At 66.9% G+C, this 25,214-nt stretch carries 15 protein-coding genes and 2 pseudogenes; 10 read left to right on the forward strand and 7 right to left on the reverse strand.

Going from position 1 to position 25,214, the window contains the following annotated elements:
- Positions 1 to 12: 12 nt before the first annotated feature.
- The 6 genes and pseudogenes from QP164_RS05340 to QP164_RS05365 all read left to right on the forward strand — a co-directional run bounded on the left by QP164_RS05340 (position 13) and on the right by QP164_RS05365 (position 8,548).
- The gene (locus tag QP164_RS05340; protein WP_333922430.1) at positions 13 to 861 is read left to right on the forward strand and encodes a gamma-glutamyl-gamma-aminobutyrate hydrolase family protein; all 849 of its coding nucleotides are present in this window, start codon (positions 13 to 15) and stop codon (positions 859 to 861) included.
- A gap of 65 nt (positions 862 to 926) precedes the next feature.
- On the forward strand, positions 927 to 3,398 hold the full coding sequence (locus QP164_RS05345; RefSeq protein WP_333922431.1) for a TonB-dependent receptor plug domain-containing protein: 2,472 nt from the start codon (positions 927 to 929) through the stop codon (positions 3,396 to 3,398).
- A 121-nt stretch (positions 3,399 to 3,519) separates the two neighbouring features.
- On the forward strand, positions 3,520 to 3,738 hold the full coding sequence (locus QP164_RS05350) for a hypothetical protein (RefSeq protein ID WP_333922432.1): 219 nt from the start codon (positions 3,520 to 3,522) through the stop codon (positions 3,736 to 3,738).
- Between the two features lie 430 nt (positions 3,739 to 4,168).
- Positions 4,169 to 5,212 (forward strand): rod shape-determining protein, encoded by a 1,044-nt coding sequence (locus tag QP164_RS05355; protein ID WP_207894045.1) that lies wholly within the window; start codon positions 4,169 to 4,171, stop codon positions 5,210 to 5,212.
- A 170-nt stretch (positions 5,213 to 5,382) separates the two neighbouring features.
- Positions 5,383 to 7,754 (forward strand): annotated as a pseudogene (locus tag QP164_RS05360) (FdhF/YdeP family oxidoreductase).
- A complete protein-coding gene (locus tag QP164_RS05365; RefSeq protein WP_333922433.1) occupies positions 7,751 to 8,548 on the forward strand; it encodes a formate/nitrite transporter family protein in 798 nt (265 codons plus the stop codon). Before QP164_RS05360 ends, QP164_RS05365 begins: the two are co-directional and overlap by 4 nt.
- Before the next feature lie 40 nt (positions 8,549 to 8,588).
- Here the strand turns inward: QP164_RS05365 and QP164_RS05370 are convergent, their stop codons facing one another.
- On the reverse strand, positions 8,589 to 9,062 hold the full coding sequence (locus QP164_RS05370; RefSeq protein ID WP_132734164.1) for an Lrp/AsnC family transcriptional regulator: 474 nt from the start codon (positions 9,060 to 9,062) through the stop codon (positions 8,589 to 8,591).
- Between the two features lie 117 nt (positions 9,063 to 9,179).
- On the opposite strand from QP164_RS05370, the pseudogene putA reads away from it, so the two are divergent.
- Positions 9,180 to 12,784, forward strand: a pseudogene (gene putA, locus QP164_RS05375) (trifunctional transcriptional regulator/proline dehydrogenase/L-glutamate gamma-semialdehyde dehydrogenase).
- A gap of 15 nt (positions 12,785 to 12,799) precedes the next feature.
- Here the strand turns inward: putA and QP164_RS05380 are convergent.
- Positions 12,800 to 13,681: an exonuclease domain-containing protein gene (locus QP164_RS05380; protein ID WP_333922434.1), complete on the reverse strand. Its 882-nt coding sequence runs from the start codon at positions 13,679 to 13,681 to the stop codon at positions 12,800 to 12,802.
- Positions 13,682 to 13,764: 83 nt separating this feature from the next.
- Positions 13,765 to 14,025 carry a DksA/TraR family C4-type zinc finger protein gene (locus tag QP164_RS05385; protein WP_333922436.1) on the reverse strand — a complete coding sequence of 87 codons (261 nt, stop codon included), beginning with the start codon at positions 14,023 to 14,025 and terminating at the stop codon, positions 13,765 to 13,767.
- A gap of 147 nt (positions 14,026 to 14,172) precedes the next feature.
- Here QP164_RS05385 and QP164_RS05390 point away from each other — a divergent pair, with 147 nt between their 5' ends.
- From QP164_RS05390 to QP164_RS05400, 3 genes are all read left to right on the forward strand, one after another.
- On the forward strand, positions 14,173 to 14,982 hold the full coding sequence (locus QP164_RS05390; protein ID WP_333922437.1) for a class I SAM-dependent methyltransferase: 810 nt from the start codon (positions 14,173 to 14,175) through the stop codon (positions 14,980 to 14,982).
- Between the two features lie 81 nt (positions 14,983 to 15,063).
- Positions 15,064 to 16,878 (forward strand): DUF885 domain-containing protein, encoded by a 1,815-nt coding sequence (locus tag QP164_RS05395; RefSeq protein WP_443027476.1) that lies wholly within the window; start codon positions 15,064 to 15,066, stop codon positions 16,876 to 16,878.
- Between the two features lie 107 nt (positions 16,879 to 16,985).
- On the forward strand, positions 16,986 to 18,224 hold the full coding sequence (locus tag QP164_RS05400; RefSeq protein WP_333922439.1) for an ROK family transcriptional regulator: 1,239 nt from the start codon (positions 16,986 to 16,988) through the stop codon (positions 18,222 to 18,224).
- 11 nt (positions 18,225 to 18,235) lie between these two features.
- On the opposite strand, the gene QP164_RS05405 is transcribed toward QP164_RS05400, so the two are convergent.
- From QP164_RS05405 to QP164_RS05420, 4 genes are read right to left on the reverse strand one after another with little or no spacing between them, the layout of a single operon-like run.
- Positions 18,236 to 19,732 (reverse strand): carboxylesterase/lipase family protein, encoded by a 1,497-nt coding sequence (locus QP164_RS05405; protein WP_333922440.1) that lies wholly within the window; start codon positions 19,730 to 19,732, stop codon positions 18,236 to 18,238.
- Positions 19,729 to 20,478 (reverse strand): SGNH/GDSL hydrolase family protein, encoded by a 750-nt coding sequence (locus tag QP164_RS05410; RefSeq protein WP_333922441.1) that lies wholly within the window; start codon positions 20,476 to 20,478, stop codon positions 19,729 to 19,731. Before QP164_RS05410 ends, QP164_RS05405 begins: the two co-directional genes overlap by 4 nt.
- Entirely contained in the window at positions 20,475 to 22,430 is a 1,956-nt protein-coding gene (locus QP164_RS05415; RefSeq protein ID WP_333922442.1) for a glycoside hydrolase family 97 protein, read from the reverse strand. The genes QP164_RS05410 and QP164_RS05415 overlap by 4 nt, the downstream gene beginning before the upstream one ends.
- Positions 22,427 to 25,183, reverse strand: coding sequence for a glycoside hydrolase family 2 protein (locus QP164_RS05420; RefSeq protein WP_333922443.1), 2,757 nt, complete (start codon positions 25,181 to 25,183; stop codon positions 22,427 to 22,429). Before QP164_RS05420 ends, QP164_RS05415 begins: the two co-directional genes overlap by 4 nt.
- Positions 25,184 to 25,214: the final 31 nt, after the last annotated feature.

Here is a 25,214-nt window from a genome sequence, read left to right on the forward strand (position 1 = left end):
GATCGATGGATATTGATCGCGAAAGGCCACCGCGATGCAAAGGAAACAACGACGCTCGACGATGTGCGGCCACGCCGCATGATGCGCTTTGCATGCTGCCGTAGCGATGACGGGCCGATCAAGCCCGTGATCGGCGTATTGTGCTGCAACGAAATCGCCGATCGCCCGATCCAGGCGGTCGCGACGCGGTTCGTCGAGCCGCTGGTCCGCTATGCCGGCGCGACCGTCCTGCTGGTGCCCGCGGTCGCGGACGCGATGGATACGCGCGCGCTGGCGGGGCGGCTCGACGGGCTGTTGCTGACCGGGTCGCGGTCCAACGTCGCGGGCGCGCGCTATGGCAAGACCGATGCAGCGGCCGGCGCGGCGGACGAAGCGCTCGATCTCGACCGCGATGCGGTAGCGATGGAGCTCGCAGGGCGGATGATCGAGGGCGGGCGGCCGGTGTTCGGGATCTGCCGCGGATTGCAGGAACTCAACGTCCTGTTCGGCGGCACGCTGACCGATACGCTCGACGCGGGACACCACCGGGCGACCGAAGACGCGACCGCGTATGAAACGCTGTTCGATCACGTCCACGACGTCGACCTGCAGGCGGGCGGGATGCTCGCGACGGTGACGCAACGGCGCAGCCTCTCGGTCACCTCGGTTCACCGCCAGGGGATCGATCGGCTCGGGTCCGGGCTCAATATCGAGGCGCTGGCGACCTCGGACGGCTTGGTCGAGGCGTTCTCGGCACGGCCGTGCGGCGGCGATGTGCTGGCGGTGCAGTGGCATCCCGAATGGGATGTCGCCGCCAGCGCCGCGAGCCAGGCCTTTTTCTCGCTTATCGGGCGATCGCTCGGGACCTGTCGGGACCGTTGATCGCCTTCATTCGTACCACACACGCAGAGGTCGTCGCAGAACGATCCACTATCAGGGACCAAGACATGACTGCTTACCGTACCGCGTTGGCGTTCGCCGCCTCGACCTTCGCTCTCGTCGGCGCGCAAGCCGCGTTAGCCCAGGACGTTCCGGCCCAAAACGTTCCGGCCCAGACTGCCGCCGATCCTTCGGCCGATCCTGCCGCCGCGGCTGCGCCCGACACGCAGGACGACATCATCGTCACCGGTACGCGCGCGGTCGGCCGGTCGCGACTCGACAGCGCGTCGCCGGTCGACGTGCTGAGTTCGGCCGCGATCCAGCGCCAGGGCACCACCGAACTCGGCGCGGCACTGGCGGCGATCGCACCCTCGATCGACTTCCCGCGGCCCTCGGCGGTCGACGGCACCGATGCGATCCGCCCCGCGACGCTGCGCGGCCTGTCGCCCGACCAGACGCTCGTGCTGGTCAACGGCGTGCGCGGCCATACCGCGGCCTTGCTCAACGTCGGCGGCTCGGTCGGGCGCGGCTCGGCGGCGGTCGATCTCAACACCATTCCGACCGTCGCGCTCGACCGGATCGAAGTGCTCCGCGACGGCGCATCGGCGCAATATGGCTCCGATGCGATCGCCGGCGTGATCAACCTCCGCCTGCGCGAGGCGCGGTCGGGCGGCGCGGCCACGGTCAATTACGGCTTCTACAACACCGACATCGACACCGCGCGCGGTAGCCGCAGCAGGACCGGCGAACATGCCGTCACCGTCTCGGGCTGGCAGGGACTCGGCTTCGGCGAAGACGGATTTCTGACGCTGTCGGGCGAGTATCTGAACCGTCAGGCGACCAACCGCGCCGATTTCGATCCGCGCGTCCCCGGAACACGCGTGACGGGTCGGTTCGGCGATCCGGCAGTCGAGCAATACAGCATATTCGCCAATGCCGGCACGACGCTGACGGGGACGTGGAAGCTGTATGGCTGGCTCGGCTATCAGGACCGCGATACGCGCAGCGCGGCGTTCCCACGCCTGGCGAACGCGACGACCGCGCTGGCCGGCTATCTGGATGGCTTCCTGCCGCTGATCAACACCAAGTCGCGCGACATCAATTCGGCGGTCGGCATCAAGGGTGTGGTCGCCGACTGGAACGTCGACCTGAACGCGAGCTATGGCCGCAACAAGATCGGCTTCCGCACGCTCAATTCGGCGAATTACGCGTTCGGCAGCACCACGCCGAAGGACTTTTCCGACGGCGCGTTGATCTACGACCAGTACATCGTCGGGCTCGATGTCGACCGCAAGTTCGACCTGTTGCAGGGCGTCAACGTCGCGTTCGGTCTTGAAGGGCGCCGCGAGGGGTTCAAGATCGAGGCGGGTGAGCTCGCCTCCTATGGCTATCCCGCGGCCGGCACGGTGACGGGGGCGGCCGCGACCGCTGCGCCGGGCGCGCAGGGGTTTGGCGGCTTCTCGCCCGCCAACGCGATCGAGCGCAGCCGGCGCAACGGCAGCGTCTATCTCGATGTCGAAGCGCAGGTGACCGACAAGTTCCTGGTTGGCCTTGCCGGACGCGGCGAGGACTATTCCGATTTCGGCTCGACCGCGACCGGCAAGCTTTCCGCACGCTATGATTTCGCGCGCTGGTTCGCGCTGCGCGGCACCGCCTCGACCGGGTTCCGCGCACCGGCGCTGCAACAGCAATATTTCACCTCGATCGCGACCGTCATCCAGAACGGCAATCCGATCCAGACCGGCACTTTTCCGTCGATCAGCCCGGTCGCCAGCCGGCTCGGCGGCCTTCCGCTCGAGCCGGAAAAGTCGACCAACCTGTCGGCTGGTGCCGTCATCCGTGCCGGCCGGTTCGATCTGACCGTCGATGCGTATCGCATCCACATCCGCAACCAGATCGGCCTGTCGGAGAATATATCGACGTCGCCGACCCAGTCCGTCGCGGTCAATACGCAGATCGCCAACCTTCTGGCGGGATCCGGCGCCACCGCCGCGCGGTTCTTCCTCAACGGTCTTGCCTCGACCACCAAGGGCATCGACGCGGTCGCACATTACCGCATGCCGACCGACTCCGTGGGGACGTTCGACCTGACGATCGCCGGCAACATCAACGATTCGAAAGTCACGCGCGTGCCGACCTCGACATCGGCGCTCAATCCCGCGCCGACGCTGTTCGCGCGCAGTCGTATCCTGACGCTGGAGGACGGCACCCCCGGCGAGAAGGTGACCGGATCAATCGACTGGTCGCTCGAACAGTTCGGCGCGCTTGCCCGCGTGACCTATTACGGCGACGTCAACCAGCCGGGCACGACGGCCGCTGCCGACGTTCATAGCGGCAAGCACGTCATCACCGATATCGAACTCCGCTATCAGGCGACCAAGGGCGCGCAGTTGGGGTTCGGCGTCAGCAACCTGTTCGACGTGTATCCCGACGCGACCATCCCCGCGAACAATAGCACCGGGGTGATCGGCTTCCCCTATTACTCGCCGTTCGGGTTCAACGGTCGCTATCTGTATGCCCGCGCCGGCTTGAGCTGGTGATAAATCCTATCTCCGCGATAGGGTATTGCGCCGAGCGATCATCGGCGGTAGCTTTCGGTTCCAGAGCCAATGTTGCGCTATGCGACTGCAGTTCTGACGTCGTCACCACGGAGACCAGTTCATGAAGAAAATCACGATCGTGCCCATGATTGCAGTCATGGCACTTGGCCTTGCGGCCTGCTCGAAGACTGCCGAGCCGTCGAACGTTTCGGCTATCGACAGCAACACGTTCGTCGAGGAATCGGATGCGAACTTCTCAGCGGTCGATGGCGTCGCAACCGAAAACTCGACCGATCTGATCAACACCACCGAGACCAACACGACCGGAAACACGTTCTGATCGACCGGTCGTAGCGCGTTCTCGTAGTGCGCGCTAAGATCGTAGACTTCGCCCTGAACGGATCAAACAGATAATGCCTCCCGATCAAAAGGGGGCGTTATCTGTTTGTGTTTACAGTCTATGTCAGTGGTTTATTGGAAACTTGCTCGATCGTATTTTACGGTCGCTTCGTCGTACTCTTTGCGGAATTGTATTCCTATTTGATTGGTATGCATTACACCGAAGTAACGTCGAGGCGAAGTGAAGCTCCCTGGACGGATCCTCGTGGCCCGGCGGAACCCCTCTGCCGGGCCATTTTTCGTAATCGTCGTCTGGATCGCCCGGTCGGGCGCAGGCGGATTGACGCGGATCGCGCGGACGCACAGCGCTGAGGGTCTCTATGGCGACGGTCGGCATGACCGCGCGCCCTTGTTGCAGAATGTCAAAGCCGATGCGTCTTCCTCGTCTGTTCAGCCGTGCTTCCAGTGACATGGCGATCGATCTCGGCACGGTGAACACCGTCGTCTATCTGCGCGGGCAGGGGATCGTGCTCAACGAGCCGTCGGTGGTCGCGATCGAGACGCGGGGCGGGGTGAAACAGGTCCGTGCGGTCGGCGCCGAGGCCAAGCTGATGATGGGCAAGACGCCCGACGGGATCGAGACGATCCGGCCGATGCGCGACGGCGTGATCGCCGATCTCGACGTCGCCGAGCAGATGATCAAGTTCTTCATCGACAAGGCGCATGGCGGGCATAGCCGGATGCCGCGCTATCCCGAGATCGCGATCTGCATCCCGTCGGGCGCGACCCTGGTCGAGCGCCGCGCGATCCGTCAGGCGGCGTCCAATGCCGGCGCGCGGAAAGTGTTCCTGATCGAGGAGCCGATGGCGGCGGCGATCGGCGCGGGGTTGCCGGTGACCGAGCCGGTCGGCGCGATGATCGTCGATATCGGCGGCGGCACGACCGAAGTCGCGGTCTTGTCGCTTCGGGGGCTCGCCTACAGCACGTCGGCGCGGGTCGGCGGCGACAAGATGGACGATGCGATCGCGTCGATGATCCGCCGCAAGCATAATCTGATGATCGGCGAGGCGACCGCCGAACGCGTCAAGCTCGCGGTCGGGATGGCGCGGATGCCCGACGATGGGGTCGGCGAGATCATGCGCGTCAAGGGGCGCGACCTGCGCGCTGGGGTCCCGCGCGAGATCGAGGTGACGCAAGGCGACATCGCCGGGTCGCTGGGCGATCTGATCGGCCAGATCGTCGAGACCGTGCTGACCGCGCTGGAGAAGACCGAACCCGAACTGGCGGCGGACATCTGCGACCAGGGGATCGTGATGACCGGCGGCGGGTCGTTGCTCGCGCGGATCGACGAGGTGCTGGCGGATGCGACCGGGCTGCCGGTGATCGTCGCGGAGAATGCGCTGACCTGCGTCGCGATCGGTGCGGGCCGGGCGATGGAAGAGCCGATTTACCAGGGCGTGATGACCGAGGCCTGACGCGTCGTGCCAGGCTGCCGGGGTAACCTGCGATAACACTTACGAAATATCACGATCACGGAGTGGGGAATTATTGCCTTAGCGCGTGTTGGCTAAGCTCGTAGGGCGCAGGATATGTATGCGTCGCTGACCTAGCTGTCGGAAGCGCGACTGTCAGCGGGAGAAGCGACATGGCGACCAAACGTCCAGACGGCATTGCCGACTATACAGGCCCGGCAGGGGGCTGGGGTGCGCTGAAAGCGGTCGCGGTTTCGCTGAAAGCGCAGCAGATCGTCGTGCGTGGCGGCCAGACGCTGTTGAAGTCCAACCAGCCCGATGGCTTCGACTGCCCGAGCTGCGCATGGCCCGATCCGAAGCATACCTCGTCGTTCGAATTCTGCGAGAACGGCGCCAAGGCCGTCGCGTGGGAGTCGACCGCGAAGACGATCGGTGCGGAGTTCTTCGCCAAGCACAGCGTGTCGGATATCTGGAAGCAGAGCGATCACTGGATCGAGGACCAGGGCCGCGTCACCGAACCGCTCCGCTACAATGCGGCGACCGATCACTATGAGGTCGTGAGCTGGGCGGACGCGATGCGCGAGATCGGCGCGGGGCTGGCGGCCGTGCCCGATCCGAACCAGGCGGAGTTCTACACCTCGGGGCGCTGCTCGAACGAAGCGGCGTTCCTGTTCCAGCTGTTCGTCCGGCTGTACGGCACCAACAACTTCCCCGACTGCTCGAACATGTGCCACGAGGCGACCTCGGTCGGGCTGCCGAAGTCGATCGGGATCGGCAAGGGCACCGTCAGCCTCGAGGATTTCGATCACGCCGACCTGATCCTGTCGATCGGCCACAATCCCGGCACCAACCATCCGCGGATGATGGCGACGCTCCGCGAAGTGTCGAAGCGCGGCGGCAAGATCATCGTCTTCAACCCGCTCAAGGAACGCTCGCTCGAACGCTTCGAATCGCCGCAGTCGGTGGTCGAGATGGCGACGATGTCGGCGACGCCGATCGCGAGCAGCTATTACCAGGTGAAGGTCGGCGGCGATGCGGCCGCGCTGAAGGGTATCGCCAAGGCGCTGGTCGCGCTCGACGAGGCGGCCAAGATATCGGGTGGCGAGCACGCGCTCGATCATGCGTTCATCGCCGAGCATACCGCGGGGCTCGACGACTATATCGCCGATCTCGCCACCACCGAATGGGCGGATATCGAGCGTTCCAGCGGGCTCTCGCGCAGTGACTTGGAAGAGGTCGCGCTGGCGTACTCCAAGTCGAAGTCGACGATCTGCTGCTACGGCATGGGCGTCACGCAGCATCGCACGGGCACGACCAACGTCCAGCAAATCGCCAATCTGCTGCTGCTGCGCGGCAACATGGGCAAGCCGGGCGCGGGCATTTGTCCTCTGCGCGGCCACAGCAACGTCCAGGGCGACCGCACCGTCGGTATCACCGAGCGGCCGATGCCCTTGCTGCTCGACAATATGCGCGATGTGTTCGGGTTCGAGCCGCCGCGCGATCACGGTCATTCGGTGGTCGAGAGCATCGCGGCGATGCGCGACGGCAAGGCCAAGGCGATCGTCTGCCTCGGCGGCAACCTCGCGATTGCCTCGTCCGATCCGCAGGCGTGCGCGGAAGGGTTCCGCAATCTCGATCTGGCGGTGCACATCACCACCAAGCTCAACCGCACGCAGTTGCTGATGGCGAGGGCTACCTATGTGTTGCCGTGCCTGGGGCGAACCGAACTCGACATGCAGGCGACCGGTCAGCAATCGGTGACGGTCGAGGATTCGATGTCGATGGTCCACGCCTCGCGCGGCTTCCTGATGCCGCCGGGCGAGAACGTGAAGTCGGAGATCTGGATCGTCGGCGAGATCGCCAAGGCGACCTTCGCCGCAAAGGGCCGCGCGCCGGTCGAGATCGACTGGGACGCGTATGTCGGCGACTACAGCCTGATCCGCGACAAGATCGAGGCGGTGTTCCCTGCGTTCGCCGACTACAACGCACGGATCCGCAAGCCGGGTGGGTTCCACCTCCCCAATTCTGCGGCGATGCGCGAATGGAAGACGGACAGCGGCAAGGCGAACTTCCTCGTGACCAAGGGCGTCGAGGAGGACGAGGGCGCGGGCGATCCGACCGTGTTGCGGCTCACCACGCTGCGCGCGCACGACCAGTACAACACCACCGTCTACAGCCTCGACGATCGCTATCGTGGCGTGTTCGGGCGACGCGACATCCTGTTCATGAACGAGCGCGACATGGCGCGGCTTGGCCACAAGGAAGGCGATGTCGTCGATATCGCCACCGCGCTCCAGTTCGCGCGGCCCGACCGGGTCGTGCAGAAGCTGATGCTGGTGCGGTACGCGCTGCCCGATGGTTGCGTCGCCTCCTATTACCCCGAGACGCAGCCGCTGATCGCGCTCGAGGATCACGATCCGCAGAGCTTCACCCCTCCTATAAATCCATTCCGGTGACCGTCCGTCCCGCTGCTGCCGACCTCGGGTCGGATCGCGGCGTGGTGCGCGCGGGGATCGTCGGCCACGAGAGCAAAGTCCCCGCATGAGCACTGGTTATTCGTCGACGATCGACACCTACGCGACCCTCGCGGCGACCAAGGCGGAGGCGTTGCGGCGCTCGCCTGCGGGATTCTTCGCGGGCGCGATCCTCGCCGGCACGTATATCGGCATCGCGATGATCCTCGCGCTCAGCACCGCGTCGGGGCTCGAGCCCGGCGTGCGCCCGCTGGTGATGGGCGCGACCTTTGGGCTCGGGCTGATCCTGACGGTGTTTGCCGGCGCGGAACTGTTCACGGGGTATGTGATGTATCTCGGCTTCGGCCTTGCCCGGCGGACGATCACGATCGGGGACGCGCTAAAGCTGGCGGTCGTGGTGTGGATCGGCAACCTTATCGGCGGCGTCGTGCTGTCGCTGGTGTTCGCGGCAGGCGGGGGCGGGGCGATCTTCGCCAATGCCGATGCGATGTTCCACGGCTATGTGCTGCACAAGGTGTCGGTCGATGCGACCGCGTTGCTGGCACGCGCGATCCTGTGCAACTGGCTCGTCTGCCTCGCGATCTGGACCGCGGCGCGGATGACGGGCGATGCCGCCAAATGCATCGCGATGGCCTGGATCCTGCTGGCGTTCGTCGCTGCCGGGTTCGAGCATTCGGTCGCCAACATGACTGCACTGACGCTTGGCTTGCTGGTGCCGCATGCGTCGATCGATCTCGCCGGTATGGTCCGCAATCTGGCTATCGTCACGGTCGGGAATACGATTGGCGCGTTGGTGTTCGTCGTCGGCGGGTATCTGGTCGCGTCGAAGACCGATGGGGTCGTCGCGCCCGCAAAGCGGGGCTGACCTGATCCTCCCCCTGGCGGGGGAGGATCTTAAAACTCGATCACATCGCCCCGTCTCGGATCGTTTCCATCGCGACGAAGGTCGAGGTGCTGGCGACATGCGGCAGGCTCGAGATGCGCTCGCCCAGCACCTCGCGGTAGCGGCGGATGTCGGGGGTGCGGACTTTCAGCAGATAGTCGAAGCTGCTGGCGATCATGTGGCATTCCTCGACCTCGCGGATCGCGAGCACCGCGCGGCGGAACGCGTCGAGCGCCGCCTCGCGCGTGTCGGATAGCTTCACCTCGGTGAAGGCGATGTGATCGAGCCCGAGCTTGACCGGATCGAGCACCGCGCGGAAGCCGCGGATATAGCCTTGGTCGAGCAGGCGTTTCAGGCGGACCTGGCAGGGCGTCTTCGACAGGCCAACGCGGCGCGCGAGTTCGGCGACCGACATCCGGCCGTCGTCGCGCAGTAGGTCGATGATGCGGCGGTCGAACTGGTCGATCTCACTGGCGTGATCCACTTTATCGGGCATTCCGCCGCTCCTGCCTTCTCAAAATGGTCGAACCGACCGATATAAAGCCATCGATAAGGCGGATCGCCAATCGCGTCCATGCTACGGTCTGGTCAGGTTCCAGACGAGGCTCGCCGCATGCCGCACACATCTTCGCTTTCGCCATTGTTTGCCGATTTCGCCCCGCCGATCCGTGCGCAGAGCGATCTGCGCCATGCGATTACCGCCGCGTATCGACGTCCCGAGGCCGAATGCCTCGCGCCGTTGCTCGATCAGGCGACGCTGGACGACGCAACGGCAGCGGATGCGACGCGCACCGCGACCTCGCTGATCACCGCGCTGCGGGCTAAAAAGCGCGGCGGCGGGGTCGAGGGGATCGTCCAGGAATACGCGCTGTCGAGCCAGGAGGGCGTCGCGCTGATGTGCCTGGCCGAGGCGATGCTGCGGATTCCGGATGCCGAGACGCGTGATGCATTGATCCGTGACAAGATCGCGGGTGGTGACTGGACGTCGCATCTCGCCGAGGGGCGGTCGTTGTTCGTCAACGCGGCGACCTGGGGGCTGGCGCTGACGGGCAAGCTGACCGGGAGCGTCGACGACAAGGGGCTCGGCGCCGCGCTCACCCGGCTGATCGCGCGCGCGGGCGAACCCGTGATCCGCGGCGGCGTGGCGATGGCGATGCGGATGATGGGCGAGCAGTTCGTCGCCGGCCAGACGATCGCCGAGGCGTTGAAGCACGCACGTGGCCCCGAGGCGGAGGGGTTCCAGTACAGCTACGACATGCTCGGCGAGGCGGCGACGACCGCGGAGGATGCGCGGCGCTATCACGGCGATTATGTCGCGGCGATCCATGCGATCGGCAAGGCATCCGCCGGGCGCGGGATCTATGGCGGGCCGGGGATCTCGATCAAGCTGTCGGCGCTGCACCCGCGCTATGCCCGGTCGCAGGCGGACCGCGTGATGGCCGAACTGCTGCCCGACGTGAAGGCGCTCGCGCTGCTGGCGAAGCGCTACGATATCGGTCTCAACATCGATGCGGAGGAGGCGGATCGGCTCGAACTGTCGCTCGACTTGCTCGAAAGCCTCGCGACCGACCCCGATCTGAGCGGTTGGAACGGGCTCGGCTTCGTGGTGCAGGCCTATGGCAAGCGCTGCCCGTTCGTGCTCGACTGGATCGTCGATCTCGCGCGGCGCGCCGATCGCCGGATCATGGTGCGACTGGTCAAGGGCGCGTATTGGGACGCCGAGATCAAGCGCGCGCAGGTCGACGGGCTGGCCGACTTCCCGGTCTACACGCGGAAAGTGCATACCGACGTCGCGTATATCGCGTGCGCGCGGAAGCTGCTGGCGGCGGGCGATGCGGTGTTTCCGCAGTTCGCGACGCACAATGCGCAGACGCTGGCCACCATCCACGCGATGGCGGGGCCCGACTTCGTGATCGGCGATTACGAGTTCCAGTGCCTCTACGGAATGGGCGAGCCGCTGTACGAGGAGGTCGTCGGGGGCAATCGGCTGAACCGGCCGTGCCGGATCTATGCGCCGGTCGGGACGCATGAGACGTTGCTGGCGTATCTGGTCCGGCGATTGCTGGAGAACGGGGCGAATTCGTCGTTCGTCAACCGGATCGCGGACCCGGCGGTGCAGATCGCCGAGCTGGTCGCGGACCCGGTCGCGACGGTGCGCGCGATGCCGGTGCCGGGCGAGCCGCATCCGGCGATCGCCTTGCCGCGCGATCTGTACGGGACGCGACGCAATTCCGACGGGCTCGATGCGAGCGACGAGGGCGTGCTGGCGACGCTGAGCGAGACGTTCCGCGGGGCGCTGGCGCCGGTGCAGGCCGGAACCGAGGGTGACGCGCGGGCGGTGCTCAATCCGGCGGACCACCGCGACGTCGTCGGCACGGTTCGCGAGCTGTCGCCGGATGCAGCGCTCGCAATGGCGCGGACCGCGGCCGAGGCGGCGCCGCGTTGGGCGGCGGTGTCGGTCGACGAGCGCGCGGCGTGTCTCGACCGCGCGGCGGATCTGATGCAGGCGCAGATGCCGGTATTGCTGCCGCTGGTCATGCGCGAGGCGGGCAAGTCGCTGGCGAATGCGGTGGCCGAGGTGCGCGAGGCGATCGACTTCCTGCGCTATTATGCACAGCAGGCGCGGCTGCTCCCGGCGGGACAGACGCCGCTCGGGGTGGTGACGTGCATCAGCCCGTGGAACTTCCCGCTCGCGATCTTTGCCGGGCAGGTGGCCGCGGCGCTGGTCGCGGGCAATGCGGTGCTGGCCAAGCCCGCCGAGGAAACGCCGCTGATCGCCGCGCAAGGGATTGCGATCCTGCATGAGGCGGGCGTGCCCGAGGATGTGTTGCATCTGGTGGCGGGTGATGGCGCGATCGGTGCGGCGCTGGTCGCGGCGGCCGAAACGTCGGGCGTGATGTTCACCGGATCGACCGAGGTCGCGCGGTTGATCCAGGCCGAGCTCGCCAAGCGCGTGTCGCCTGCCGGTGCACCGATCCCGCTGGTCGCCGAGACTGGCGGGCAGAACGCGATGATCGTCGATTCTTCCGCGCTCGCCGAACAGGTGGTCGCGGACGTGGTCGCCTCGGCGTTCGACAGCGCGGGCCAGCGGTGTTCGGCGCTGCGCATCCTGTGTTTGCAGGAGGATGTCGCCGACCGGACGCTGGCGATGCTGAAGGGGGCACTCCGCGAGTTGCGGATCGGCCGCACCGATACGCTGGCGACCGATATCGGTCCGGTGATCTCGGCCGAGGCGAAGACGAACATCGAGCGGCATATCGAGCGGATGCGGTCGCTCGGACGCCCGGTCGAGCAGATCGCGCCGGCGGGGGACACGACGCACGGCACGTTCGTGTCGCCGACGATCATCGAACTCGACGATCTCGCCGATCTGGAGCGCGAGGTGTTCGGGCCGGTGCTGCACGTCGTGCGCTTCCAGCGTGCCGATCTCGGCACGCTGATCGATCGGATCAACGCGACCGGGTACGGCCTGACGTTCGGGCTGCATACGCGGCTCGACGAGACGATCGCGTTCGTCACGCAGCGGGTGCAGGCGGGCAATCTGTATATCAATCGCAACGTGATCGGCGCGGTGGTCGGCGTGCAGCCGTTCGGCGGGCGTGGGCTGTCGGGGACCGGGCCTAAGGCGGGCGGGCCGCTGTATCTCGGGCGGCTGGTGACGGGGGCGGATGTTGGAGCGCGCGGTTCGGGCGATCCGGTGGCGACTGAATTTGCGTCCTGGCTCGAGGGTCGCGGTGATGCCGGCGCTGCTCAGAGCGTGCGGGAGTACGCAACGCGGTCGCCACTGGGCGGTGTGACGGAACTGGCTGGTCCGGTCGGCGAGACCAACGTCTATGCGATCCATCCGCGTGGCACCGTGTTGCTACTTCCGGCAACGCGGGAGGGCCTGATCGCGCAGCTTGCAGCGGGGCTTGCTTCCGGAAACGACCTCGTGGTCGGCGATGCGGCGGCGTTGACGCTGGACCTTCCCAAGACGGTTGCCGCTCGCGTGCGGTGGGTCGAGGATTGGGCGGCGGCGGGGCCTTATGCCGGCGCGCTGATCGAGGGGGATGCGGCGCGGGTCCGCACGCTGAACCAGGCGATTGCCGCGCTGCCGGGGCCGATCGTGCTGACGCAGGCGGGGGTGGCTACCGGCTCGACTGGCTGGTCGAGGAGGTGTCGACCTCGATCAATACGACCGCGGCGGGGGGCAATGCTAGCCTGATGGCGATGGCCTGAGCCGATTGGGGAGGATCAGGGGCGGCGGTTGGCGGCTATCGCTTTCAGCGCGTCGCTGGCGATGATCCGGATCGGTGAACCCTCGGCGCGGAGAGCCTGCGCCCTCGAATAGGCGACGCTCGACCGGGTCGCGCGGCCGAACGGCTCGCGACCGGCTACCACCAGCAGAGTCGTCGAACTGCCGACCCCGGTCATTACGCGCGCGCCTAGCCCGGCGGCGATGTGCGCGAGCCGGCCGTCGCGGGGTTCGCCGAGGATCACGACGCGGTCGCCTTTCAGCGGTCCGTCTGCTGCTGCCGCGGGTGCGGGGCCGGCGACGCGCGGCGGGGCTAGCCAGTCGTCGAGCGACAGGCCGGTGTGTTCGCTTGCCTTGACGATCACCCAGCCGGCGGCGCGCGCATCGCTGAGCGCGTCGTGATGCTTGTGGGTGATCCCGAGATAGCGGGCGAGGAGACCGAGGCGGTGGCTTTCGAGGTCGGGCCAGGCGCGCTTGGCGACGCGGACGCTGTCGAGCCAGGTCGTCTCGATCATCGCGCGGTCGTGGACGCGGCAGGCGGCGGCGAGCGCGCCCTTGTCGAAATAGGAGTGCGCGACGGTGGTCCGGCCCGACAGATGGCCGTGGACGATGGCGTGGACGTCGGCGAAGGTCGGCTGGCCGACGATGTGATGCTCGGCGATGCCGTGGATCCGGGTGTTGAAGACCTCGAATATGTCGCGCGGGTCGAGCAGCGTCTCGTATTCGAAGATCTCGCGGCCGTTCTTGAAGCCGACGATGCCGATCTGGCAGATGCTGCTGACGCGCGAGCAGGCGGTCTCGACGTCGATGACGACGAAATCGGGGGCGTCGTTTTGTAGGGCGGGGCTTTGTGGGGCGGGGCTGTGCGTCACGTCGCTCATGGGTCTGCCCTGACGATCAAGCTGGGCCAAGTAAAGACGGGCTGATCCTCGCCCGGCATCGGGGGGCGAAGACTTGCGTCACGTTATCGAAGCTGGCTGTCCTTGCTGCCGCGGCGGTTGAAGAGGGCGGAGGCGGGGCGATCGCGGCCGCTCTGGCAGGCGACACAGGTGCGTACGCCGGGAATCGCCAACCGGCGGCCTTCGGGGATGTCGTCGCCGCACTCCGCGCAATACGGCTCGCTTTCGCCGGTCGGCATGCGTGCACGCGCGGCCAACACGGCGTCCATCACCGTGTCGTCGATCTGATCCTGTACCGCGCCGTCGCGTGTCCAGCCGCCCGCCATTGCCTCGTCCTTTGTTCAACCTCTTCAAGAATATGGGTAATCCTGCTGTCCTTTTCCAGACGTCGACGGCGCAGGGCTGCGGCTGTGGGCTTGTGGATCGGCCGCATTCGGGCCACGCTCGGGTCAGCTCATTCCGAAAGGTCGACGATGAACCGCTCTGTCCGTCTCATGCTTTGCACCGCCCCAGCCTTGCTCGTCGCGGGCGCACCGACCGTGGCGAGTGCGCAACGGGTGCCTGCGCCGATCACAGCCGCGGTGGCTGCAACGACGCGGATGCCGGCCAATGTCGCGCGCGATCGCTATCGCCACCCGGCGCAGACGCTGGCGTTCTTCGGGGTGAAGCCGACCGATACGGTGGTCGAGATCTGGCCGTCGGGCGGCTGGTATACCGAGATCCTCGCGCCGCTGACCGCGCGCGGCGGTGCCTATTACGCGGCGGGTCCTTGGGAAAAGGGCCTCAACGGCGTGCGCGCGATGCAGGCCAAGAATGCCGCGACCTATGGCAAGGTTCGGCTGGCGGCGTTCCCGGCCGAGGCGGGGAAGCCGGGCGTGCCCGATGGCAGCGCCGATGTCGTGCTGACGTTCCGCAACGTCCACAACTGGCGCTTCGGCGGCGTGGATCAGGCGCGCGCGATGTTCGCGGCGATGTTCAAGATGCTCAAGCCGGGCGGTACGCTGGGGGTCGTCGAACACCGCCTGCCCGAGACGCGCGACGTCGCTGCCGAGGAGAAGAGCGGCTATATGAAGCCGAGTTCGGTGATCGGGTTCGCGACCGCGGCCGGGTTCAAGCTGGCGGGCAGGTCCGAGGTCAACGCCAATCGGAAGGACAGCGCGGACTGGCCGGGCGGCGTCTGGACGCTGCCGCCGAGCTATGCACTGAAGGACGTCGACCGCGCGAAATATGCGGCGATCGGCGAGAGCGATCGGATGACGCTGAAGTTCGTCAAACCGCGGTAAAGCGTTGCTTGCAGCGGTTGGACGCCCGGCCTAATCCTCGCCGATAGCCGCGTGTTTGCGGTGGGGAATTTGCCGGTGTCGATCAAGCTGCTGCTCGCTGCGTTTCTTGCAACCACCGGCGCGAGCGCGGCGGTCGGACAGGCGTTGCCGCCACCGACCGCGCAGGCCGGCGACAGCGCCGAGGATACGAAGCTCAAGGCGCTGTTCTATGCGAGCGACGAGGCGAGCCTGAAGCGCAACCCGGTATCGGCGATCTTCCGCGGCGACCTGCGCTATGCGGATCATCTCGGCGACTATCTGACCGACGCGTATACCGCGGCCGAGCGGACGGCGGCGGAGGCCGACCTCGCCGCGCTGGGCCGGATCGATCGCGGTAAGCTCTCGGCGGTCGACCAGATCGCGTATGACGTGTTCGAGACGAATACGCGGATCACGCTGGGCGGCTATGCGCCCGATCTGCTGAAGATCCAGCGCGACCTGCCGATGGATCATTTCTCGGGGTTCCAGACCTTCTATCCCGATTTCGCGTCGGGGCAGGGCGCCGCGCCGTTCAAGACGCTCGTCGATTACGAGAATAATCTGAAGCGTAATGCCGAGTACGCCGCGGTGCTCGACCGCGCGATCGGGTTGTTCCGCGAGGGGATGAAGGACGGCATCGTCCAGCCGCGGCTGGTGGTCGACAACATGATCGGCCAGTTCGACAATCTGATCAAGGAGGGTGTCGAGCGCTCGACCTTCGCGGGGCCGCTCAAGACGTTCCCGGCGAGCGTCGGCGCGGCGGATCAGGCGCGGTTGCGGACGGCGTATGCCACGCAGATCCGCGACGTGATCCTGCCGGCCGAACAGCGGATGCGCGATTTCCTCGCCAACGAATACCGCGCCAAGGCACGCGACAGCGTCGGGCTTTCGGCGATCCCGGGCGGGGCGAAGCTGTATGCGTATCTGATCGAGCAGAACACGACGTTGCCGCTGTCGGCGGACGCGGTCCACTCGCTGGGTCTGTCCGAGGTCGCAAGGCTGCTGAAGGACATGGAAACGCAGAAGCGGGCGGTCGGCTTCAAGGGGACGTTGCCGGAGTTCTTCACCTATCTGCGGACCGATCCGAAGTTCGCGCCTGCGTCGGCCGAGAAGCTCCGCGAGGGCTATCAGGCGATCGAGACGAAGATCTACAAGCGGATCCCCGAGCAGTTCTCGCTGGTGCCCAAGACCAAGCTCGAAATCCGCGCGGTGCCGGCGTTCAAGGAAAAGACCGAGGCGGGCGGCTCGTACCAGGGCGGCACGCCCGACGGGGCGCGGCCGGGCGTTTTCTATTACAACACCTATGATCTGCCGTCGCGCTACACCTGGGAGATGGAGACGCTGTTCCTGCACGAGGGCGTGCCGGGGCATCATTTCCAGATCAGCCTCGCGCAGGAGAACACTGCGCTGCCGGCGTTCATGCGGTTCGGCGGGAATACCGCCTATGTCGAGGGCTGGGCGCTGTATTCGGAGAGCCTGTGGAAGGAACTGGGCGTCGAGACCGATCCGTATCAGCGGATGGGCGGGCTAAACGACGAGATGCTGCGCGCGATGCGGCTGGTGGTCGATAGCGGCATCCACGCCAAGGGTTGGACGCGCGACCAGGCGATCGCCTACATGCTCGCCAACTCGCCGATGGCGCGGACCGACGCGACCGCCGAGGTCGAGCGCTACATCGCGATTCCGGGGCAGGCGCTGGCGTACAAGATCGGCCAGCTGACGATCGCGCGGACCAAGGCGAAGGCGAAGGCGGCACTGGGTGCGAAGTTCGATCCGCGCGGCTTCCATGCGCAGGTGCTCGATACCGGCGCGCTGCCTATGCCGGTGCTGGAGAAGAAGATCGACCGCTGGATCGCCGCTGGCGGCGCCACGCGCTGACGGCATTCCAGAAGAATACCAAAATGATTTTTTGAATGTTGACTTGGGTTCGGTGACGGGGGACGATCGACAATACCAAAATGGGATCTTTCAAGATCGCCGGAGGGATGAGGTTGAATTTTTCGGATTTCGAGCCGGCGGTCCAAGGCGGGGTTACCGCGGACGAGCGTGCGGTGCGGCTTGGGCCGAGCCTGTCGGGCACCAACCTGGAACGCGCGGGCGATTATAACCAGCGCGTCGTGCTGCAGGTGATCCGGCGCAATCCGGAAATCACCCGCAGCGAAATCGCGGCGATGACCAACCTGACCTCGCCGACGATCGCCAATATCACGGCCAGGCTGTTCGACGCCGAGCTGATCGTCGATGCCGGCCGCCGCACCGGTGCCCGTGGCCAGCCCGCGGTACGGTTGCGGATCAATCCCGATGGCTGCTTTGCGATTGGCCTCAACATCGACCGCGACCATGTGACGTTGGTGTCGCTCGATCTGGCGGGCACGGTCCGGTCGCGGTTCACGCGGCAGATCGCGTTCGCGATGCCCGAAGACGTCGTCGCGATCGTGCGGACCGGTCTCGCCGAGATCGAGCAGAGCGGCGTCATCCGCACCGACCGCGTGCTCGGAGTCGGTGTCGCGCTGCCCGACGACCTCGGTCGCGTCGTCCTGCCGCACCGGCCCGAGGGGTATGAGCGCTGGGGCGAAGTCGATCTCCAGGCGTTGCTCGCCGACGTCGTGCCGTGGTCGATCCATATCGACAACGACGCCGCCGCCGCCGCGATCGGCGAGGCGCAGTTCGGCAGCGGCCTCGATCACGCCAGCGTCTTCTACATCCTGATCAGCGCCGGCCTCGGCGGCGGGATCGTGATCGACGGCACCTATTATCGCGGCGCCGATGCACGCAGCGGCGAGATCGGCTTCCTGCCGCTGGCGGGCGATCCGTCGCGTGTCTTGCAGGACGTCGTATCGCTGTCGGCGTTGGCCGAGCGACTTGAAACCGCGGGGCTGTCGATCGCCGGACTCGATCCGACGCAGATGTTCTCCGAGGCCCACGCGCCGCATCTCGAGACCTGGATCGAGGAGGCGTCGACCGCGCTCGTGCCTGCCCTGACCGCGATCAACTGCCTGATCAATCCGGCCGCGATCCTGCTTGGCGGACGCCTACCCGATGCGATCCTCGATCGTCTGGCGGCCGAAACGCTGCGCAAATTGACCGCCGCGGCGCCCAATATCCCGGCCTCGGCACCGATCCGCCGTGCGACGCTATCGCGCGATGCGCCCGCCGTCGGCGCGGCGATCCTGCCGTTCCTCGACCGGATGCTCCCCTCCGACGCGATCCTGATCAAATCCTGACCGCGGTCTGATCAGGGCGTCTCGCGTAGATCGCAGATCGGCCCGCGAAGGTCGCGGCGGGCGACCGGGCCGGCCTGATCGAACGCCAGATAGGCACGGACACCTGCCGAATAGGCGGGCCAGTGCGGCAGGCCGGCGCCGTTGGGATTGCCCGTCTTCACGAAGTTCGCCCAATAGGCCTGGAGCGGCGGCTCGCCGGGTTTGGCCGCGTTGAAGACATAGCCGAGTTCGCTCGCGTGGCTGACGGTCCCGCCGGGCGGGGCATAGTCGAACTGATAGTGCCAGACCGGTACGCCGACGCGCGTGAGAGCCTTCGAGAGCGCGACGGTGGGGCAGCGGAAGGTGAGATCGTTGGCGAGCTGAATCGTGACGTCGCCGAGCCGCGGATCTGCGACCGGCGTGCCGCCTGGCTGGAGCCCGTACAGCCTTGCTGCACGAGCGCCATACGCCCCGAATTCGCGGCGAACGGTCGCGGCGGCCGCGGGCAGGCCGCCATGCAGCGTCAGTTCGCGGGCATTGACGCCGGCGATCAGCGGCGCGCGCGAGACCTGCCCGGTGGCAAGCAGATGCGCGGGCGTATCGGTGAGGACGCGACCGTCGACCACCGCCTGCAACCAGATGAAGCTGTCGTCGTCGAGATTGGGGACGTCGACCGCGTCCTGCGCGGCGAGGATAGAGTCCACCGGTAGCGTGCGGAGCTGGGCCGCGGTCGCCGCCGCGGGTAGCCCGGCGGTCGTGGCGATCAGCGCGCCGAGACGCTCGTTCTGTGCAAGGCTCCGGGGCGCGACACCGAAGCCGGCCGTCCCGCTTTCCTGAATCGCCTGCGCGAACAGCGTGCGCGAGGCTGGGGCGAGGCGGTGCAGCGCGACGTCCTGCGCGCCCGCGGACTCACCGGCGATCGTGACGCGGCGTGGGTCGCCACCGAACCGCGCGATGTTGCGCTGGACCCAGCCGAGTGCGGCCTGCTGGTCCATCAGCGCGTAATTGCCCGAATGGCCGCCTTGTTCGCGGCTGAGCGCAGGGTGCGATAGAAAGCCCAGCGCGCCGAGCCGGTACTGGACGCTGACCAGGACGATGCCGGCATCGGTGATCTTCGATTCCACCGTGCCGCCGCCGGCGCCGGCGCGGTTGGCACCGCCGTGGATCCAGACGAGGACGGGGAGGGGCTTGGCCGCCGTATCCGCACCGGCCAGCTTCGGGGTGCGGACGTCGAGGAACAGGCAGTCTTCGGCACTGGTCTGGGCGGCAGCGCGATTCCAGTCGCCATAGACGAGCTGCGCGCACGCAGCATGCTCGGCGATCGTGTCGACGGGGTTGGTCCAGGGGGCGGGGCGCTCGGGCGCACGCCAGCGCAGCGGGCCGACCGGCGGTTTGGCGAACCGGATGCCACGAAACACCGCGCCGCCACCGGTGAGCGCGGCACCGCGGACCGGTCCGTCGTCGGTACGGACCACCGGGCCAGCAGCAGTCGGAGCAGCAGCGGCGGCGAGCGCGAGCGCGAGGATCACCGGGCGATCGCCTTCGGTACAGGCTTGGCAAGCGCTGAGCGGATCGCGGCCTCGGCGACCGGGCCCATCACCGCGTACCCCGCCTTGTTCGGGTGGACGCCGTCATAGGTCAGGCTCGCGCGCAACGCCTTGCCGTCATGTAGCGCGGTCCAGTAATCGGCATAGGTCGAGTTGGTCTGCGCGGCGTAGGTCTTCAGCCAAGCATTCATCGCCGCGATCTTGTCGGCGGTTTCGAGACCCGGACGCCACGGGAAGTTCGCGGCCGGCGGGATCGAGGCGAGGATGACGCGGATGCCGTGCGCGCGCGCGAGTTCGGCCATCGTCATGATGTTCGCCTTCGACTGATCGGGCGTCATCGGCCCGGTATTGCCGGCGATGTCGTTGGTGCCCGCCATGATCTGTACCACCGCCGGCTTCAGGTCGATGACGTCCTGGCGAAAGCGCAGCGCCATCTGCGGCGTGGTCTGCCCGCCGATGCCGCGTCCGAAGCGGTTGTTGTCGGCAAAGAACGCCGGGACCATGTCGAACCAGCCTTGCGTGATCGAATCGCCGATGAACACCACGCGCGGCTGTGCGCCCTTGGCGGGGACCGCCGCATTGGCCTGTTGATAGCGGCCGAGCCAGGCCCAGTCGGTGTGCAGCCGCTCTTCGGCTTCGCGCGCCGCCTTGGCCTTGGCGTCTTCGGTCTGCGCGACGGCGGGCGTGGCCATGGCAATCAGCGAGAATGCAACGAGCAGGAACTTCATCGTTCGGTCTCCAGGATCACCGCGGCGCCACCCGACGCGGCCAGTTCGAGGGTCAGGCTGTCTGCTTTGGTCACGGTCGTCCGCCCGGTTATCAGGTCGGTCGGCGCGGTGCCATCGGTCCAGCGACGCGCGACATATCTGCCGGTGCCGAGGAAGCCGAGCGGGAGCGTCACGGTGCGCGCGGCATCGGTCATGGCGCCGATATACCAGCGCTTTCCCTTGCGTCGCGCGATCGCGACATAGTCGCCGATGTCGCCCGCCAGGAAGCGTGTCTCGTCCCAGGTCGCCGGCACGTCGCGGAGGAAATCGAGCCCGGGCTGGCCGCGATACGCGTCGGGCGAGTCGGCGACGCTGCCGAGTGGGCTCTCATAGACTACGTACATGGCGAGGCCGGCGGCCCGCGTCGTCTGGACCTCGGGCGCGGTCGCGGTGATGCGGAACGTCGCGGGCGTGCGGTTGCGATACCCGCCCGGCGTATAGTCCATCGGCCCGGCGAGCACCCGCGTATAGGCGAGCGTGATGTTGTGCCGCGCGGTGATCCGCCGCGTCCATTTGTTGTATTCCGCGCCGAGCACACCCTCCTGCGTGATGAAGTTCGGCCAGGTCCGCGTCATGCCCCATGGATGCGTCGCGCCGTGCAGGTCGAGCAGCAGGTGACGCCTGGCGGTCGCCGCGGCGAGACGGTGGTAGAAGCCGATCATGACCTGGTCGTCGCGGTTCATGAAGTCGACCTTGATCCCCTTGAGGCCCCATGCCGCAACCTGGTCGAGGATCCGGTCCATATCCTGGTCGAGCAGCTTCCAATGGATCCAGACGATCAGGCCGACACCGCGCTGGCGTCCGTAGGTGACGAGTCCGGGCAGGTCGATCGCGGCGATCGGCTTGGTCGGATCGGCACCGGGACGCAGTGTCGCGCCGTCGCCGCTGTTCGCGTACCAGCCATCGTCGATCATCATGTACGGCAGCGCCGTCTGCGCGGCGAAATCGATGAAGCGCTTGATCGTGGCGTCGTTGGTGCCGGCATTGGGGACGCCCGCGAGGACCGGGCCGGACCACCAGTCCCAGGCGGTCTTGCCGGGCTTTACCCACGAGAAGTCGCCGGCTGGCGCGGGGTTGAGGCTGGTGAGCAATGTGTTCTCGATGAGCGCACCCGGGTTCGCACCGACCATGACGACCCGCCACGGCGAGCGCAGACCGGCGCCGACCTCGGCTTTCACCGCGATATCGGGATCGTCGGGGCGGCGGGCGAGCTTGGCGGCGACGCCGAGCGCGCCGGTCTCGGTGCCGGTCAGGTACATTGCGGGCCAGTCGGTGACGTCCGCTTCCGCGAAGGCCAGCGCCGGGCCGCCAGTCCCGGTCGCGCAGACCAGTGGCAGTTCGTAGAGGTTGTGCGGGCGGATCGCCGAAGCACGCACCGGATCATATTCCCCCTCGTGGCTGGTGCCGAAGCTGCCGAGATTGAGACCGTGACAGGCATAATCGGCGGGGAAGACGAACTGGCTCAGTTCGTTGGCGATCCGCACCGAGGTGAGGGTCGGCTGGCGCGGGATGGCGTAGCGGAACGCGATCCCGCTGTCGTAGGCGCGCAGGACGATATCGAGCTTGCGCCCGGTTGCGGCGGCCTCGGCATAATGCACGACGATCTCGTTATAGCGTTCGTCGACGCGCGATACCTTGCCCGCGGGCAGTGTGTAGCGATCCGCGCCCGAACGACGATCGATGGTCGCGACCTTCAGTCCGTTCGCGAGCTTGGCATAATGTTCGAACTCGAGCCCGAGCGTCGACGGGGACAGGAGCGTCTGCCCGGCGACATCGAGCCGGTAGGTCGGCTGGTCCTGGTCGTTGGTGCCCAAAGTCACGGTGATGCGGCCGTCCGGCGAGGCGAGCGACTGCGCTGAAGCCGTGGCCGAGACAGTCGACAGTAACGCTGCGGCGAGGATCAGGCCCTTCATCGTGCCACCACGCGCGACGCGGCGACGTTCCAGCCGCGTAGGGTGACGCTGGGGGACGGTGCCTTCGCGGTCGGGTAGCGGATCTCGATACTTCGGGTCTCGCCGGGGAGCAGCGAGACGTAATTGTCGCTGAAATACGCCGGCAGGACCTGCGTGCCGTCGGCGTTCATCACCGTCAGCTTGGTTTCGATCGCGGGCGTCGGGCTGGCGTTGGTCAGCGTCACCGTCGCGACGGTCTCCGCGCCGTCGATCCGGGTGGTTGCGGTGCTGCCGAGCGTCACCGCGGCCAGCGTGTTGAGCGCCTGGAACGCGGCATCGTCCTTCGCCTGCCAGTAGAAGTTGGTCGACAGCCGCTTGCCCGCAGTGTCGGTGGCTTCGAGCCGGACCAGCGCGACGCCCTGTTGCAGCAGCGGCGCGAGATCGAGCGTGAACGCGTCGGTGGTCGCCTCGCGAGGCGCGGCGATCGTCACGGTGCGATCGGCGAGCGTGCGGTTGTCGAGGCTGACGACCTTGGCGGTGACGTTGACGCCTCGCAGATCTGCGAGGCGGTTGTTGACCAGCACGACCTTCCAGTCGGGCAGGTTCATCTGGACATGGACCGGCTCCGACGCCGTCTTGACGCCGTAGAACGAGGCCTGCGTGTCGTAGTCCGACGAGAAGATCTGCCACGCCGAGGACGGCCAGGCGGGCTGTGTCATCCACAGCATCCGGCCGCTATGCTCGGTCCACAACCGCGCGTTCATCCCCTCGAAGATCGCGCGGTACGATTCATACTGCATCATCTGCGCCTTGCGCTCGAAATCGGCGAGATTGGTGCCGGCACCGAAGCGCGTGGCGAGCACGTCCATGTACGTCTTCACCGCGCCGTTCCCGGTCTGGTGCCAGTCATGATACGCCCAGCTGTCGCTGATCGGCCACTGGTCCGCCGCAGGGATCGCGCGCTGCCACGCCTCCAGCGTCGGCAGCGACGGCGTGCCGCTTTCGACCGAGAAGCCCTTGGCGTGTTCGGTGAAATACTCGACTGGCGGGCGCCAGTTATACGGGCCCGAATTCTGCAGGTTCACGCGGTTGGACGAGCCCATATAGAGCCGCGTGCCGTCCTCCGTGTCGATCAGCGTCTCCAGCGCCTCGTTCAGAATCGGCTGCGGTACGCCCTCGTTGCGGCCGAACCACGCGACGATCGACGGGTGGTTGCGATAGCGCTTCACGACGTCGGTCGCGTTGGTCATGAACAGCGCCGGATCCTGCGCCTCGAGATTGTAATCCTGCGTCGATTCCCAGAAATCGTTGAGGATCATCAGGCCGTATTCGTCGGCGAGGTCGTAGAAAGTATCCTCGGTATTCTGGCCGACCCAGTTGCGGATAATGTTGAGATGCGCGTCCTTGTGGAGGCGGAAGAACGGCTCGAGGCGCGCGCGGTCGACGCGCTTCATGAAGTCGTCCATGCCGATATTGCCGCCGCGCGCCGCGATCTTCACGCCGTTGACACGGATCACGAGATAGGGAGACAGGCCGTCCTGGTCCGTGATCGGGGTCACCGCGGGCGATTTCTCCGCGCCGGGGACGAGGCTCGCCGCCCAGCCGTTCGACACCTTGCGGATGCCGGTGTGCGTGCCGTCGACGATCCGCTCGCCACGCTGGCGCGCCTTGGACAGGTCGATGCCGACGCGGTCGAGATCGCCGTCCTGGTCCATCAGCGAGATGTCGTAGGTCACCTGGCGGATGCCGAAGCGGACATGCCTGGTGTCGCTGGTCGTGCCGTCGACGGTTGCGGTCAAAGTCAGGTCGTGCAGCGCCGGGTCGCCGTACCCGTTGGGCCACCAGAGCTTGGGATTGCGCACCGTCAGCTGCGGGAAGTCGGCTGGCTTCATTACCACGGTCGTCGTCTGGCCGGGTGCGAGCGTCACCGGCTTCTCGACCGAGACGCCGTCGAACGCCGCGCGGACGATCGCGGTCACGGCGCGGTCGGTGGGATTGGCGACCGGGACGCCGATCTCGATCTCCGCGACGCTGTTGTCGGGCTTGGGCAAGGTCGTGACGACCTGCGCGTCGCCGAGCGTCGCCGCGCCGCTCGTGGTCAGCGTCACGCCGCGCCACATGCCGGTGTTCCGATCGCGGATGCTGGGGATCCAGTCCCAGCCCTCGGTCGCGACGAAGGTCGGGCCGTCGAGCATCATCATCCCGCCATTCTCGCCCACCCCTGCGGTCAGCGACTCCTCGTGCGCGATGCCGGGATGCGGCGGCGGCGAGACCTTCACCGCGATCGCGTTGCGACCGGGGCGCAGCTTGCCGGTGACGTCGAACCGGCCGCGGACGAACGCGCCCTTCATCGTGCCGATCGGCGCGCCGTTCAGCCAGATCTCGGCGCTGTAGTTGACGCCGTCGAAGGTGAGCATTTGACGCTTGTCCGTGGTTTCGGTCGGCGCGTCGAATTCGGTACGGTACCAGTAATCCTGCCGCGCGAGATTCTCGGGGATCGTCATGTTGTTGAGACCGTAGGCGGGGTCGGCATAGACGCCGCGGTCGACCAGGGTCGTCAGCACCGTGCCCGGCACCGTCGCGACATACCAGCGCGAGGCATCGAACCCGGCACGGCTGAGCGTCGTGCCCGGCGCGGCCACCTTGGGCGCCTCGGCCAGTTTCCAGCCGGCGACGGTCCATTCGCCGGGACGGACCGCGACGATCGCGGGGCCGGTCGGCAGCGGCTTGGCGACCGGCGCGGGGAAGGGGCCTTCGAAACGGGGCGCGTCCACGCATCCTGCTGGACGGTTTGGCCGAGCGACT

The sequence above is a fragment of the Sphingomonas sp. LR59 genome (assembly GCF_036855945.1).
Taxonomy (GTDB): domain Bacteria; phylum Pseudomonadota; class Alphaproteobacteria; order Sphingomonadales; family Sphingomonadaceae; genus Sphingomonas.

Excerpts from the sequence above, each read along its gene's own strand:
- QP164_RS05350 (WP_333922432.1), top strand. The coding sequence starts at position 3,520 with ATGAAGAAAATCACGATCGTGCCCATGATTGCAGTCATGGCACTTGGC.
- QP164_RS05400 (WP_333922439.1), top strand. The coding sequence starts at position 16,986 with ATGAGGTTGAATTTTTCGGATTTCGAGCCGGCGGTCCAAGGCGGGGTT.
- QP164_RS05380 (WP_333922434.1), bottom strand. The coding sequence starts at position 13,681 with ATGAGCGACGTGACGCACAGCCCCGCCCCACAAAGCCCCGCCCTACAA.
- QP164_RS05370 (WP_132734164.1), bottom strand. The coding sequence starts at position 9,062 with ATGCCCGATAAAGTGGATCACGCCAGTGAGATCGACCAGTTCGACCGC.
- QP164_RS05410 (WP_333922441.1), bottom strand. The coding sequence starts at position 20,478 with ATGAAGTTCCTGCTCGTTGCATTCTCGCTGATTGCCATGGCCACGCCC.
- QP164_RS05365 (WP_333922433.1), top strand. The coding sequence starts at position 7,751 with ATGAGCACTGGTTATTCGTCGACGATCGACACCTACGCGACCCTCGCG.
- QP164_RS05385 (WP_333922436.1), bottom strand. The coding sequence starts at position 14,025 with ATGGCGGGCGGCTGGACACGCGACGGCGCGGTACAGGATCAGATCGAC.
- QP164_RS05415 (WP_333922442.1), bottom strand. The coding sequence starts at position 22,430 with ATGAAGGGCCTGATCCTCGCCGCAGCGTTACTGTCGACTGTCTCGGCC.
- QP164_RS05390 (WP_333922437.1), top strand. The coding sequence starts at position 14,173 with ATGAACCGCTCTGTCCGTCTCATGCTTTGCACCGCCCCAGCCTTGCTC.
- QP164_RS05345 (WP_333922431.1), top strand. The coding sequence starts at position 927 with ATGACTGCTTACCGTACCGCGTTGGCGTTCGCCGCCTCGACCTTCGCT.
- QP164_RS05355 (WP_207894045.1), top strand. The coding sequence starts at position 4,169 with ATGCGTCTTCCTCGTCTGTTCAGCCGTGCTTCCAGTGACATGGCGATC.